At 69.5% G+C, this 13,727-nt stretch carries 12 protein-coding genes; 7 read left to right on the top strand and 5 right to left on the bottom strand.

The genetic code is table 11. The annotated features are described in order from the left end of the window. The first annotated feature begins 33 nt into the window (after window positions 1-33). On the top strand, window positions 34-1,233 hold the full coding sequence (locus N416_RS0114865) for an argininosuccinate synthase (RefSeq protein WP_024442897.1): 1,200 nt from the start codon (window positions 34-36) through the stop codon (window positions 1,231-1,233). A 91-nt stretch (window positions 1,234-1,324) separates the two neighbouring features. Next, on the top strand, window positions 1,325-2,749 hold the full coding sequence (gene argH / locus N416_RS0114870; RefSeq protein ID WP_024442898.1) for an argininosuccinate lyase: 1,425 nt from the start codon (window positions 1,325-1,327) through the stop codon (window positions 2,747-2,749). Here the strand turns inward: argH and N416_RS0114875 are convergent. Continuing rightward, on the bottom strand, window positions 2,746-3,414 hold the full coding sequence (locus N416_RS0114875; RefSeq protein ID WP_024442899.1) for a heme oxygenase (biliverdin-producing): 669 nt from the start codon (window positions 3,412-3,414) through the stop codon (window positions 2,746-2,748). The two genes, argH and N416_RS0114875, sit on opposite strands and share 4 nt — an antisense overlap. Window positions 3,415-3,610: 196 nt before the next feature. On the opposite strand from N416_RS0114875, the gene N416_RS0114880 reads away from it, so the two are divergent. Beyond that, window positions 3,611-4,264, top strand: a complete 654-nt coding sequence (locus N416_RS0114880; protein ID WP_024442900.1) for a M15 family metallopeptidase — start codon at window positions 3,611-3,613, stop codon at window positions 4,262-4,264. 7 nt (window positions 4,265-4,271) lie between these two features. Here the strand turns inward: N416_RS0114880 and N416_RS0114885 are convergent, their stop codons facing one another. Then, entirely contained in the window at window positions 4,272-6,053 is a 1,782-nt protein-coding gene (locus N416_RS0114885; protein WP_024442901.1) for an ABC-F family ATP-binding cassette domain-containing protein, read from the bottom strand. A 115-nt stretch (window positions 6,054-6,168) separates the two neighbouring features. Between N416_RS0114885 and N416_RS0114890 the strand changes: the two genes are divergently transcribed. Continuing rightward, complete coding sequence (locus N416_RS0114890; RefSeq protein ID WP_024442902.1) at window positions 6,169-9,153, top strand: acyl-CoA synthetase; 2,985 nt, start codon at window positions 6,169-6,171, stop codon at window positions 9,151-9,153. Next, window positions 9,150-9,383, top strand: a complete 234-nt coding sequence (locus N416_RS0114895; protein WP_024442903.1) for a Trm112 family protein — start codon at window positions 9,150-9,152, stop codon at window positions 9,381-9,383. The genes N416_RS0114890 and N416_RS0114895 overlap by 4 nt, the downstream gene beginning before the upstream one ends. Here the strand turns inward: N416_RS0114895 and N416_RS0114900 are convergent. The 3 genes from N416_RS0114900 to N416_RS0114910 are packed head-to-tail and all read right to left on the bottom strand — an operon-like array spanning window position 9,349 to window position 11,491. Then, window positions 9,349-9,969 (bottom strand): TetR family transcriptional regulator, encoded by a 621-nt coding sequence (locus N416_RS0114900; RefSeq protein WP_024442904.1) that lies wholly within the window; start codon window positions 9,967-9,969, stop codon window positions 9,349-9,351. The genes N416_RS0114895 and N416_RS0114900 overlap by 35 nt on opposite strands. Further along, the gene (locus N416_RS0114905) at window positions 9,969-10,799 is read right to left on the bottom strand and encodes an ABC transporter permease (protein WP_081654587.1); all 831 of its coding nucleotides are present in this window, start codon (window positions 10,797-10,799) and stop codon (window positions 9,969-9,971) included. The genes N416_RS0114900 and N416_RS0114905 overlap by 1 nt, the downstream gene beginning before the upstream one ends. Continuing rightward, the gene (locus N416_RS0114910) at window positions 10,733-11,491 is read right to left on the bottom strand and encodes an ABC transporter ATP-binding protein (RefSeq protein WP_024442906.1); all 759 of its coding nucleotides are present in this window, start codon (window positions 11,489-11,491) and stop codon (window positions 10,733-10,735) included. Before N416_RS0114910 ends, N416_RS0114905 begins: the two co-directional genes overlap by 67 nt. Window positions 11,492-11,559: 68 nt before the next feature. On the opposite strand from N416_RS0114910, the gene N416_RS0114915 reads away from it, so the two are divergent. Together N416_RS0114915 and tyrS are read left to right on the top strand one after the other, a co-directional pair. Further along, entirely contained in the window at window positions 11,560-12,171 is a 612-nt protein-coding gene (locus N416_RS0114915) for a DNA-3-methyladenine glycosylase (protein ID WP_024442907.1), read from the top strand. Window positions 12,172-12,188: 17 nt separating this feature from the next. Next, entirely contained in the window at window positions 12,189-13,457 is a 1,269-nt protein-coding gene (tyrS, locus tag N416_RS0114920; protein ID WP_024442908.1) for a tyrosine--tRNA ligase, read from the top strand. Window positions 13,458-13,727: the final 270 nt, after the last annotated feature.

A 13,727-nucleotide genomic window follows, 5' to 3' on the forward strand; every position in this document is an offset into this window, starting at 1 on the left:
AAGCACACAGCAACACAAAGCAAGGAGAACTCGATGTCCGAACGCGTCATCCTGGCGTATTCCGGCGGCCTGGACACTTCGGTGGCGATCAGCTGGATCGGCAAGGAGACCGGCCGCGAAGTCGTCGCCGTCGCCATCGACCTCGGCCAGGGCGGCGAGGACATGGAAGTGGTACGCCAGCGGGCCCTGGACTGCGGTGCGGTGGAGGCCGTCGTGGTCGACGCCCGCGACGAGTTCGCCGACGAGTACTGCCTGCCGACCATCAAGGCCAACGCGCTCTACATGGACCGCTACCCGCTGGTCTCGGCCATCAGCCGGCCGCTGATCGTCAAGCACCTGGTGGACGCCGCGCGCAGCCATGGCGGCACCATCGTCGCCCACGGCTGCACCGGCAAGGGCAACGACCAGGTCCGCTTCGAGGTCGGCTTCGCCTCGCTCGCACCCGAACTCGACGTGATCGCCCCGGTCCGCGACTACGCCTGGACCCGCGAGAAGGCCATCGCGTTCGCCGAGCAGAACGACATCCCGATCAACGTCACCAAGCGCTCGCCGTTCTCCATCGACCAGAACGTGTGGGGCCGCGCGGTGGAGACCGGATTCCTCGAAGACCTGTGGAACGCCCCCACCAAGGACGTCTACGACTACACCGAGGACCCGACGGTCAACTTCAACGCCCCCGACGAGCTGATCATCAGCTTCGATAAGGGCCGCCCGGTGGCCATCGACGGTCGCCCGCTTAGCGTGCTGCAGATCATCCAGGAGCTCAACACCCGGGCCGGCGCGCAGGGCGTGGGCCGGCTGGACGTGGTCGAGGACCGGCTGGTGGGCATCAAGAGCCGCGAGATCTACGAGGCGCCCGGCGCGATGGTGCTGATCACCGCGCACACCGAGCTCGAGCACGTCACCCTGGAGCGCGAACTGGGCCGCTACAAGCGTGGTGTGGACCGCAAGTGGGGCGAGCTCACCTATGACGGCCTGTGGTTCAGCCCGCTCAAGCGGTCGCTGGAGGTGTTCGTCGAGGACACCCAGCAGCACGTCTCCGGTGACATCCGCCTGGTCCTGCACGGCGGCAGCATCATCATCAACGGCCGGCGCAGCGCGGAGTCGCTGTATGACTTCAACCTGGCCACCTACGACGAGGGCGACACTTTCGACCAGACCGCGGCGCGTGGCTTCGTGCAGATCCACGGGTTGAGCTCCAAGATCTCCGCCCGCCGGGATCTGGGTTCGTGATCCCGGTCCTTGGCCGCGAGTGCCATTCTGACGACGCGACACGCCGGTGTGACGTCGTGAAAGTGCCACTCGGCGCAACAAGGGGGCCGAAATGAGCACCAACGAAGGATCACTGTGGGGCGGGCGGTTCGCCGAAGGACCGTCCGACGCGCTGGCGGCGCTGAGCAAATCCACCCACTTCGACTGGGTGCTGGCGCCCTACGACGTGGCCGCCTCCAAGGCGCACGCGAAGGTGCTTTTTCACGCCGGGCTGCTCACCACCGAGCAGCGTGACGGGCTGCTGGCCGGCCTGGACAGTCTCGGCGCGGACGTCGCCGACGGCAGCTTCGGGCCGCTGGTCACCGACGAAGACGTGCACGGCGCGCTGGAGCGCGGCCTGATCGACCGGGTCGGTCCTGATCTGGGCGGCCGGCTGCGCGCCGGGCGGTCACGAAACGACCAGGTGGCCACGCTTTTTCGGATGTGGCTGCGCGACGCGGTACGCCGCGTCGCCGCCGGAGTGCTCGACGTGGTCGAGGCGCTGGCCCACCAGGCCGGCGCCCACCCGGACGCCATCATGCCGGGCAAGACCCACCTGCAGTCCGCGCAGCCGGTGCTGCTGGCCCACCATCTGCTGGCCCACGCCCACCCGCTGCTGCGCGACGTGGACCGGATCATCGACTTCGACGCCCGCGCCGCCGTCTCGCCGTACGGATCGGGCGCGCTGGCCGGTTCGTCACTGGGCCTGAACCCGGACGCCATCGCCGCCGAACTCGGCTTCACCGCGGCCGCGGACAACTCGATCGACGCCACCGCCGCCCGCGACTTCGCCGCCGAGGCCGCCTTCGTGTTCGCGATGATCGCCGTCGATCTGTCCCGGTTGGCCGAAGACATCATCTTGTGGAGTTCAACGGAATTCGGCTACGCCGTGCTGCATGACTCCTGGTCGACCGGCAGCTCGATCATGCCGCAGAAGAAGAATCCCGACATCGCCGAGCTGGCCCGCGGCAAGTCCGGCCGGTTGATCGGCAACCTGACCGGCCTGCTGGCGACGCTCAAAGCCCAGCCGCTGGCCTACAACCGCGACCTGCAGGAGGACAAGGAGCCGGTGTTCGACTCGGCGGCGCAGCTCGAGCTGCTGTTGCCGGCGATGGCCGGGCTGGTCGGCACCCTGCGCTTCGACACCGAGCGGATGTCCGCGCTGGCACCGGCCGGCTACACCCTGGCCACCGATATCGCCGAATGGCTGGTGCGCCAAGGTGTCCCGTTCCGCATCGCCCACGAGGCCGCGGGGGCGGCGGTGAAGGTTGCCGAGCGGCGCGGCGTCGGCCTCGACGAGCTGACCGACGACGAACTGGCCGCCATCAGCCCGGAGCTCACCCCGCGGGTACGTCAGGTGCTGACGGTCGAGGGGTCGGTGGGCTCGCGGGACGCCCGCGGCGGTACCGCGCCGGTGCGGGTGGCCGAGCAGCTGGAGTCGGTCCGGCAGGCGGTGAGCCGAGCGCGCCGGCGAACCGCCGCAGATTCGGCGGGCTAACCCGCGGAGTCGCGGTAATAGGCCGCCAGGTTCTCGGCCAGTTCGTCGAACAGGTCCTGGTTGAGTCCGAAGGCGTGCCGGACCTCGTCGACCACCCCGTCGATCTCGTCGGGCTCCAGACCGAGCTGGTCGAGTCGGGCACGGTAGGCGTCCTTGTACGGTTTCGCCCGCACCGGGAACTCGTAGAACGCCAGGCCGGCGCCGCCGAGCGCGAACGTGCGGTCCAGCACCCGTCCGATCGCCTGGCCGCCGGAGAGGTCTCCGAGGTAGCGGGTGTAGTGGTGGGCCAGCAACTCGCCGGCCGAGGCGCCGGCGATGCGGTCGCAGTAGGCCTGAGCGGCGGGTGATTCGACTTCCGCGACGGCTCCACCGGCCCAGAACTCCAGGTCGGCCTCGATCGCGGAGAGCCGCTCCAGGGCCGGGTCGTACACCGACGCGACGAGTGCGTCGTCGCGGTTCGCCCGTACCGCGGCCTCCAGTGCGGCGTAGACGATCCGCAACCGCAGCAGGTAGTCGACGTAGCCCTGCTCGTTGACCTTGCCGTCCATCAGCTCCGACACGAACGGCGAGGCCTCGGCGGCATCGTGGGCCGCCTGCGAGCCTTCGCGCATCGCGGTGGACAACGAGCGGACGGCATCGGGGTCAACCGGGGCCTTCAGCGGCATGCTGTGATCCGTTCCCTTCGTCGCGGGTGCTGTCATCGGGGTGGTGGCCCCGTTGCCGAATGCGTCTTCCGCCAGCGTAGTGAGTCTGCCCGGGTCCGCCAGTCCAGACAGCGGCGGCGGCCGGTAGCGGATCGAGCGCTGCGCTAGCGTGATTGGGATCAACGGCAGCCGGAAGATCTCGACCGCGGGGCGCCTGATGGCGGCGCTCGCGCTCTGCGGGCTGCTGGCGCAGTGCACCGGCGCCGGGCCGCCACCCGGCTCGGCGCCGGCGGAATCCGCGCCGCGCAACGCACCCGAGCCCGCCGCCGTCGCAGCCGTCACGGCCACCGAACTCGGCCCCACCTGGCACCGCGACTGCCCGGTCACCCCCGCGCATTTGCGGCGGGTCACCGTGACCCACCTGGGCTTCGACGACCGGCCGCATCGCGGCGAGTTGATCGTGCATCAGGAGCTGGTTCCGCAGGTCATCGCCATATTCGACCGCCTCTACCGGCTGGAGTTCCCGATCGAGCGGATGCAACCGGTGGCGCACTATCGCGGCGGTGACGACGAGCTGTCGATGGAGGACAACAACACCTCGGCGTTCAACTGCCGGCGCATCCCGGGCTCCGGCAACTGGGCGCTCCACGCCTATGGCCGGGCCATCGACGTCAACCCGCTGCTGAATCCGTGGGTCGATCACGGCAGGTTCGTGCCCCGCAACGCCGCGGTCTACCTGGATCGCCGCCGGATCGAGCCGGGCCTGCTGCATGCCGGTGATGCCGCGGTGCGCGCCTTCACCGATGCTGGGTGGAGCTGGGGCGGCAACTGGCGCTCGCCGGTGGACTACCAGCATTTCGAGCGGCGCTGACGCGCGCCTACTCCACCAGCTCCGAGAGCTCCAGCCAACGGCCCTCCTGCTCGGCCACCTCGGCCTCCAGCGCCCTCAGCTGCCGGGTGAGCTCCGCCAGGCCCACGTGATCGGACTGGTCAAAGTCGGCCAGCTCGTGATGCTTGGCCTCGATCTGCTCGGCCAGCCGCGCGAGCCGGCGATCGACGGCCGCCAGATCCTTCTGTGCCGCACGCAGTTCGGCTCCCGACAGCGGACCGGGACCATCGTCGGCAGCGGCGGCGGGCCGCGACACCGGCGCTCGACGAGCGTCGGCGGCCAGCTGCAGGTATTCATCGACACCGCCCGGTAGGTGGCGCAGGCGCCCGTCCAGGATCGCGTACTGGTTGTCGGTCACCCGCTCCAACAGATACCGGTCATGGGAGACCACGATCAAGGTGCCCGGCCAGGAGTCCAACAGATCCTCGGTCGCGGTCAGCATGTCGGTGTCGACGTCGTTGGTGGGCTCGTCGAGCACCAGCACGTTCGGCTCGGCGAGCAAGGTGAGCATCAACTGCAGCCGCCGCTGCTGCCCGCCGGAGAGCTCGCCCACCCGCGCCGACAGCTGAGCGCTGCCGAACCCGAGCCGCTCCAACAGCTGTGCGGGCGTCATCTCCTTGCCGTCGACCTGGTAGTCGTTGCGCAGCCGGCCCAGCACGTCGGCGACCCGGTCGTCGCGCAGCGTCGCCAATTCCGCCGACTGCTGGTCCAACATGCCCAGTCGCACCGTCTTGCCGCGCTTGACTCGGCCGCTGTCCGGCACCACCGTCCCGGCGATCAGCCCGAGCAGGGTGGATTTCCCGGCACCGTTGGCGCCGACGATCCCGGTGCGCTCACCGGGGCCGATCCGCCACTCGACGTCGCGCAGCACCGGTTTGCCGTCGAACGAGACCGAGACGTCCAGCAGGTCGATGACATCCTTGCCCAGCCGTGCGGTCGCCAGCTTCATCAGCTCGACGTCGTTGCGCAGCGGCGGAACATCGGCGATCAGCGCGTTGGCCGCCTCGATGCGGAACTTCGGCTTGGAGGTGCGCGCCGGTGCCCCACGTCGCAGCCAGGCCAACTCTTTGCGTAACAGGTTCTGCCGCCTGGCCTCACTGGCCGCGGCCATCCGGTCGCGCTCCACCCGCTGCAGAACATAGGCCGCATAGCCGCCCTGGAACGGTTCCACGATGCGGTCGTGCACTTCCCAGGTGGTGGTGGCCACCTCGTCGAGAAACCACCGGTCGTGCGTGACCACCAGCAGGGCGCCGGCACTGCGAGCCCAGCGCTGCTGAAGATGGCGCGCCAGCCAGGTGATTCCCTCGACGTCGAGGTGGTTGGTCGGCTCGTCGAGGCAGATCACGTCCCATTCGCCGATCAGCAAGGCCGCCAACTGCACTCGCCGGCGTTGCCCGCCCGACAGCCCGGAGATGGTTGCGTCCCATGCGATGTCGGAGACCAAGCCGTCCACCACGTCGCGGATTCGCGGATTGGAGGCCCATTCATGGTCGGCCTGGTCACCGACCAGCGACGCCCCCAGCGTGCTGTCCGGGGCGAGGGTGTCGGCCTGGTCCAGCAATCCGACCCGCAGTCCGCTGCGCCGGGTGACGCGGCCCGAGTCCGGGGTGGCGGCGCCGGCCAGCAGCCGCAGCAGCGACGATTTGCCGTCGCCATTGCGCCCGACGATGCCGATCCGGGCGCCGTCATTGACCCCGAGGGTGACTGAGTCCAACACCACACCGGTGGGGTACCGCAGGTGAAGGGCCTCAGCTCCGAGCAGGTGTGCCACTGCTGGAACGGTACTGCCTGCCCCTCGGCGAATGGTGAACCAGCCGGACGAACGGCCCTGATATGCCAGAATGTGCACGTCATTCCAGGATCGTGCGCAACGTAGGGGAGCAGCGGTGGATCTGAACTTGTCGGCCATCACCCGGCCGGTCGAGTGGCTGATGGCCACTGCACAGAACGGCCTGGAGGTGCTGCGCTGGGGCGGTCTGGAGACCGGAACTGTGCCCTCACCGTTCCAGATCGTCGAGAGCACCCCGATGTACAAGCTGCGGCGGTACTTCCCGCCGGACAGCCGACCGGGTCAACCGCAGCCCGGACCGCCGGTGCTGCTGGTGCACCCGATGATGATGTCGGCAAACATGTGGGACGTCACGCAAGACGAGGGCGCGGTCGGCATTCTGCGGGCCGCCGGCGTGGACCCGTGGGTGATCGACTTCGGCTCACCGGACCAGATCGAAGGCGGCATGCGCCGCAACCTGGCCGACCACATCGTCGGCCTGAGCCAGGCCATCGACACCGTGGCCGAGACCACCGGGCGCGACGTGCACGTGGCCGGCTACTCCCAGGGCGGCATGTTCGCCTATCAGACCGGGGCATACCGGCATTCGAAGAACATCGCCAGCATCATCGCGTTCGGTTCTCCGGTGGACACGCTGGCCGCGCTGCCGATGGGACTGCCGCCCAATCTGGCCTCCGGTGTCGCCGGCTTCATGGCCGACCACGTCTTCAACCGGCTCGACATCTCCGGATGGCAGGCTCGCCTGGGCTTCCAGATGATGGACCCGCTCAAGACGGCGAAGGCGCGGATGGACTTCCTGCGCCAGCTGCATGACCGCGAAGCCCTGCTGCCGCGCGAGGCGCAGCGCCGCTTCCTGGAGTCCGAAGGCTGGATCGCCTGGTCGGGTCCGGCGATCTCCGAGCTGCTCAAGCAGTTCATCGCCCACAACCGGATGATGACGGGTGGTTTCGCGATCAACGGTCAGCTGGTCACGCTCACCGACATCACCTGTCCGGTGCTGGCATTCGTCGGCGAGGTCGATGACATCGGGCAGCCGGCGGCGGTTCGCGGGATCCGCCGCGCGGCGCCCGACGCCAAGGTCTTCGAATATCTGTTGCGGGCAGGCCACTTCGGTCTGGTGGTGGGTTCCAAGGCCGCCGAACTGACCTGGCCGACCGTGGCGCGCTGGGTGCTGTGGCAGTCCGGAATGGGTCCGCAGCCGGCCGGCGTGGCGCTGATGTCCGCGCAGCCGTCCGAAGGCGACAAGCGCGGTGTGGCGATGACGTCGCGGATCGCGCACGGGCTGGGTGAGGCCTCCGAGGTCGCGTTGACGCTGGCGCGCGGCGCCGCGGACGCCATGGTGGCGGCGCAGAAATCGATGCGCACCATGGCCGTTGAGACCGCGCGCACCCTGCCGCGGCTGGCCCGACTCGGACAGATCAACGACCACACCCGCATCTCGCTGGGCCGCATCATCGATGAGCAGGCCGCCGACTCACCCGACGGCGAATTCCTCTTGTTCGACGGGCGCGTGCACACCTACGAGGCGGTCAACAAGCGCATCGACAACGTCGTCCGCGGCCTGATCGAAGTCGGGGTGCGCCAAGGCGTCCACGTCGGCGTGCTGATGGCCACCCGGCCCAGCGCCCTGGTCGCGATCGCGGCGCTGTCTCGGCTGGGTGCGGTGGCCGTGCTGATGCCGACCGACGGCGACCTGCTGCCCGCGGCTCACCTGGGCGGCATCTCCGACATCATCGTCGACCCGGAGACCCTGGAGCTGGTCGGCGCGGCCGCCCGCGAACTGGACTGCCAGGTGCTGGTGCTCGGCGGTGGTGAAGCCCGCGACCTGGACCTGCCCACCGACATCGACGTCGTCGACATGGAGCAGATCGACCCGGACGCCGTCGAACTGCCCGGCTGGTACCGGCCGAACCCCGGTTTCGCCCGCGACCTGGCATTCGTGGCCTTCGGCAACGCGGCCGGCGAGCTGGTGGCCAAGCAGATCACCAACTTCCGCTGGGCGCTCTCGGCGTTCGGCACCGCGTCGACAGCGGCCCTGGGCCCCAACGACACGGTGTACTGCCTCACACCGCTGCACCACGAGTCCGGACTCCTGGTCAGCCTCGGCGGTGCCGTGGTCGGTGGGGCCCGCATCGCGCTCTCGCGCGGCCTGAACCCGGACCGGTTCGTCTACGAGGTCCGTCAGTACGGCGTGAGCGTGGTGTCCTACACCTGGGCGATGCTCGGTGAGGTCATCGACGACCCGAACTTCGTCTTGCAGGGCAACCACCCGGTCCGGCTGTTCATCGGTTCCGGTATGCCCGTCGGCCTGTGGAACCGGGTGACCGACGTGTTCGCGCCGGCCCACGTCGTCGAGTTCTTCGCCACCAAGGACGGTCAGGCCGTGCTGGCCAACGTCTCCGGCGCCAAGGTCGGCAGCAAGGGGCGCCCGCTGCCCGGCGCGGTGGATGTCGAGCTGGCCGCCTACGACTGCGATCACGACCTGATCCTGGAAGACGACCGCGGTTTCGTGCGAGTCGCCGAGACCGATGAAGTCGGCGTGATGCTGGCCAAGCCGCGCGGACCTATCGACCCGTCGGCCTCGGTCAAGCGCGGGGTGTTCGCGCCGGCCGACACCTGGATCTCCACCGAGTTCCTGTTCCGGCGCGACGCCGACGGCGACTACTGGCTGGTCGGCGGGCGCGCATCCAGCATCCGCACCGACCGCGGGATCGCCTTCCCGGTAGTCATCACCGACGCCCTGGGCGCCGTCACCGGCGTGGACCTGGCCGTCACCTATCGGGTGCCGACGGAGGGGGCGGACCTGGTGGTGTCGGCGGTGACCGTGCAGCCCGGCGCCACCATCACCGCGGCCGACCTCAGCGAGGCGGTGGCCGCGCTTCCGTCCGGTGTCGGTCCCGATGTCATCCACGTGGTGCCGGACCTGTCGCTGAGCACCGTGTACCGACCGGTGGTGGGCGCGCTGCGCGACGCCGGGCTGCCCAAGGCAGGACGCAACGCCTGGTACTACGACGCCGGCAGCCGGCAGTTCAAACGGCTGACCGCCGCGGTGCGTGGCGAATTGGCCGGTGGCCGACCATGATCGCCCAGGACCTGCTCGACATCCTGGTCTGCCCGGCCGACCGCGGGCCGCTGCTGCTGGTGCGGCGCTCCGGTGGCTCCGGCAACCAGGCGCTCTACAACCCGCGCCTGCACCGGGCCTACCGCATCGACGACGACATCCCGGTGCTGCTGATCGACGAGTCCGAAACCATCGGCGACGACGAACACGCCCTGCTCATTGCCCAAGCGGGTCCGGCAGCTCCCCAGTGAGATAACGCTGCAGGGTCGGGGCGATCATCGCCACCACCTCCCGCGCGGGCAGCGAGGCGATCGGCTCGAGCCCGACGATGTAGCGGGCGACCACCACGCCCATCAACTGGCTGGCGGCGAACTCGGCGCGCAGCACGCCGGTTCCGGACGGCTCGTCGATGCGCGGGGCGAGTTCGGCGATCACGATGTCACGAAAGAACGACCGGGCCAAGGGCACCTCGGTCCCGGTGAGCATGGACCGCATCGCCGCGATCACGCCGGTGCCGGCCTGCGAATCCCACAGCGGCAGCAGCAGTTCGGGCAGGGTGCGCCCGAGTCGCTCGACCGGCGTCTCGCGCAACGGCCCCAGCACCGCCATCGGATCGATCGGCAGCTCGACCGCAGCGGCGAACAGCTGCTGCTTGGTGCCGTGGTAGTGGTGTACCAGCGCTGCGTCGACGCCCGCCGCGGCGGCCACCGCCCGAATCGAGGTGTTCGCGAAACCATTGCGGGCGAACAGCTCTCGAGCCGCGCTCAGGATTTTCTCTCGGTTGTCCGAGCCGCCGGACGGGCGACCCGGTCTGCGGCTGTTCGACGCGGTGGCCATTACGCGGTCCGTCGCCGCAGCGTGACCGCGGCCAGTCCCAGTGCCGCGGTCGCGAACGCCAGCACGATGACGATGTCGCGCACGGCGACACCGGTCAGGTCCGGGTGGGCGCCCACCTGCTGCAGCGCTTCGAGGGCGTAGCTGGCCGGCATGGCGTTGCTCACCCACTGCAGCCACTCCGGCATCGCCGCGCGCGGCACGATGATTCCGGCCAGCAGCAGCTGCGGCACCATCACCAGCGGAATGAACTGCACGGCCTGGAATTCAGTGCGGGCGAACGCGCTGCACAGCAGCCCCAGGCCGACGCCGAGCACCGCGTTGATGATCGCGATCCCGAACACCCATGCCGGGCTGCCCGCGGTGTGGAAATCCAGCAGCCAGAATGCGACCAGACACGCCAGGCTGGCCTGCGCGGCCGCCGCGATCGAGAACGCGGTCCCGTAGGCGGCCAGCAGGTCGCCCCGGCGCAGCGGGGTGGTCAGGATGCGCTCCAGGGTTCCCGAGGCGCGTTCGCGCTGCATGGTGATCGCGGTGATCACGAACATCAGAAACAGCGGGAACAGGCCCAGCAGCACCAGGCAGGCGGCGTTGAACGGCGACGGCGTACCCGGCGGGTGCACGGCGCCCGAGAACATGAAGTACATCAGCGTGATGACCAGGCTGGGCACCAGCAGGATCATCGCGACGCTGCGGTGATCACCTGCCAGCTGGCGCAGGATTCGCAGCGTGGTGGCCGCGAAGGGCCGTAGCTGCAGGGCTCCGGTCAGCCGGCTCGGGGCGCGGTGGTGCGCCGGATGATGGACAGGAACGCTTCTTCCATCGATTGACATCCGGTCTCCTCTCGCAGTCGTCGCGGGGTGGTCCGCGCCAGCAGCCGGCCCTCGCGCATCAGCAGCAGATCGCCGCAGTGCTCGGCCTCGTCCATCACGTGACTGGACACCAGCAAGGTGGTGCCGCGCCGGGCCAGCGCCGCGAACTGCTGCCAGAGTTCGGCGCGCAGCACCGGGTCCAGGCCGATCGTCGGCTCGTCGAGCACCAGCAGGTCCGGCCGGCCGACCAGGGCGCAGGCCAGGGAGACCCGGGCGCGCTGCCCGCCGGACAGGTTGGCGCAGTAGTCGCCGCGGTGCTTTTGCAGGTCCACCAACGCGATCGCGTCGTCGGCGTCGCGGGTGTCGACCCCGGCGAGTGCGGCGAAGTACCGCACGTTGTCGATCACTCGCAGGTCGTCGTAGATGGTGGCCTGCTGCGGCATGTAGCCGACCCGGTGGCGCAGCACGGGGGAGCCGGCCGGGCTGCCGAGCACCTCGACCCGGCCGCCGGTGATCAGCTGGGTGCCCACGATGGCGCGCATCAGGGTGGTCTTGCCGCAGCCGGACGGCCCGAGCAGGCCAGTGATGGCGCCCGGGGCGATCTGCACCGAGAGGTCGTGCAGCACCGGCCGCTTGCCGCGCGCCACCCGCAGGCGATCGATCGCCACGGCAGGACCCGCCGACAAGAATTCATCACGCGATGAAATCACCATGTGATGAATAATCTGCCTGGCACGGCACCCTGTCAAGGCGTTGCGGCGGCAAGGCAGAATCTCCCAGCGTGAGTGCTGTCCGGCTTGCCGTGGATCCGCTCGCGGCTGCCCACCGATTACTCGGCGCCACCCTCACCTGCCGCGGCGTTGACGCCACCATCGTCGAAGTGGAGGCCTACGGGGGCGTGCCGAGCGGGCCCTGGCCGGACCCGGCGGCGCATTCCTACCGCGGCCCCACCCCGCGCAACACCGTGATGTTCGGCCCGCCCGGGCGCCTCTACACCTACCGCAGCTACGGCATGCACATCTGCGCCAACGTGGTCTGCGGCCCGGACGGGACGGCCGCCGCGGTGCTGCTGCGGGCGGCGGTTATCGCCGCGGGTAAGCAGCTGGTCCAAGCCCGCCGCGGTGACACCGTGCCGGACGTGGCATTGGCCCGCGGTCCGGGCAACCTCTGCTCCGCGTTGGGAATCACCATGGCGGACAACGGAATCGACCTGTTCGCCCCACGCAGCCCGGTGCGGCTGCAGCTCGGCGGGCCGCTGCCGGCACAGGCCGGGCCGCGCGTGGGCGTCAGTCAGGCAGCCGACCGGCCGTGGCGGCTGTGGGCGCCCGGGACACCCGAGGTTTCGGCGTACCGACGCAGCCCGCGGGCACCGGCGCCGGGCGCCTCGGACTGATCCGGGAAAATCAACCCATGCCGACGACGATTCTCGACGAGCTGACCTGGCGCGGGCTGATCGCCCAGTCGACCGACCTGGACGCCCTGACCGCCGACGTGACGCGCGGACCGATCACGGTGTATGCCGGATTCGACCCGACCGCGCCGAGCCTGCACGCCGGAAACCTGGTGCCGCTGCTGGCATTGCGCCGCTTCCAGCGGGCCGGGCATCGGCCCATCGTGTTGGCCGGCGGCGCCACCGGGCTCATCGGCGATCCTCGCGACAGCGGCGAACGCACCCTGAACACCGCGGACACCGTGGCTGAGTGGTCCGAGCGGATCCGCGGGCAGCTGGAGCGCTTCGTCGACTTCGACGACGGCCCGACCGGTGCCGTGGTGGTGAACAACCTGGACTGGACCGCGCCGCTGTCGGCGGTGGAATTCCTGCGTGACGTGGGCAAACACTTCTCGGTCAACGTGATGCTGGACCGCGACACCATCCGGCGCCGACTCGATGAGGGCATCTCCTACACCGAATTCAGCTACATGCTCCTTCAGGCCAACGACTACGTGCAGCTGCATCAGCGCTACGGCTGTTCGCTGCAGATCGGCGGCTCCGATCAGTGGGGCAACATCATCGCCGGGGTGCGGCTGGTGCGCCAGAAGTCGGGCGCGACCGTGCACGCGTTGACGGTGCCCCTGGTTACCGCCGCCGACGGCACCAAGTTCGGCAAGTCCACCGGCGGTGGGAGCCTGTGGCTGGATCCCGAGATGACCAGCCCGTACGCCTGGTATCAGTACTTCTTCAACACCGCCGACGCCGACGTGATCCGTTACCTGCGCTGGTTCACCTTCTTGTCGGCCGAGGAGCTGGCCGCACTGGAGGAAGCGACCGCGCAACGCCCGCACGAGCGCGCCGCCCAGCGCGCCCTGGCCCGGGAGTTCACCACCTTGGTGCACGGGGAGGCCGCGACCGAGGCGGTGGAGCTGGCCAGCCAGGCACTGTTCGGCCGGGGCGAGCTGACCCGATTGGACGAATCCACCCTGACCGCGGCCCTGCAAGAGACCTCGGTCGCGCAGCTGGAGCCCGGAACCGCGGACAGCATTGTCGACCTGTTGGTCGCCACCGGGCTGTCGGCAAGTCGGGGCGCGGCCCGGCGCACTGTCGGCGAGGGCGGTGTCTCGGTGAACAACGTGCGCGTCGACAGCGAGGAATGGACGCCGCAGCCCGACGATTTCCTACATGGCCGGTGGTTGGTGCTGCGCCGCGGCAAGCGCAACGTGGCGGGGGTGGAACGGGTCTAGAGCAGGGCCCGAACCGCCCCCGGCGGGCGCCGGAGTTGATCTTGAACCGGCTGAAAAGGGCCTGCTAGCAGCGGATTTGACTCCCAGTTTCACCTCGCGTAACTTTATCGACGTCGCCGCGACACGGCCAAGCCGGGGGAGCGCGACAAGCCCGCGGAATCGACAGAGATTCAGATGCGATTCCGGGGGTTTTCATCTGCCCGCACTGCCGATACGCGGCTTTTAGCCGCGGTTCGACTGCGCGTTCAGGTGGGCGTGTTGTTTGAGAAC

The organism is Mycobacterium sp. UM_WGJ (genome assembly GCF_000455125.1).
Classification (GTDB): domain Bacteria; phylum Actinomycetota; class Actinomycetes; order Mycobacteriales; family Mycobacteriaceae; genus Mycobacterium.

What these genes read in the sequence shown, in the direction of transcription:
- N416_RS0114880 (WP_024442900.1), top strand. Translation starts at nt 3,611, where the DNA reads ATGGCGGCGCTCGCGCTCTGCGGGCTGCTGGCGCAGTGCACCGGCGCC.
- N416_RS0114905 (WP_081654587.1), bottom strand. Translation starts at nt 10,799, where the DNA reads ATGTCAATCGATGGAAGAAGCGTTCCTGTCCATCATCCGGCGCACCAC.
- N416_RS0114910 (WP_024442906.1), bottom strand. Translation starts at nt 11,491, where the DNA reads ATGGTGATTTCATCGCGTGATGAATTCTTGTCGGCGGGTCCTGCCGTG.
- N416_RS0114900 (WP_024442904.1), bottom strand. Translation starts at nt 9,969, where the DNA reads ATGGCCACCGCGTCGAACAGCCGCAGACCGGGTCGCCCGTCCGGCGGC.
- N416_RS0114895 (WP_024442903.1), top strand. Translation starts at nt 9,150, where the DNA reads ATGATCGCCCAGGACCTGCTCGACATCCTGGTCTGCCCGGCCGACCGC.
- N416_RS0114865 (WP_024442897.1), top strand. Translation starts at nt 34, where the DNA reads ATGTCCGAACGCGTCATCCTGGCGTATTCCGGCGGCCTGGACACTTCG.
- N416_RS0114875 (WP_024442899.1), bottom strand. Translation starts at nt 3,414, where the DNA reads ATGCCGCTGAAGGCCCCGGTTGACCCCGATGCCGTCCGCTCGTTGTCC.
- tyrS (WP_024442908.1), top strand. Translation starts at nt 12,189, where the DNA reads ATGCCGACGACGATTCTCGACGAGCTGACCTGGCGCGGGCTGATCGCC.
- argH (WP_024442898.1), top strand. Translation starts at nt 1,325, where the DNA reads ATGAGCACCAACGAAGGATCACTGTGGGGCGGGCGGTTCGCCGAAGGA.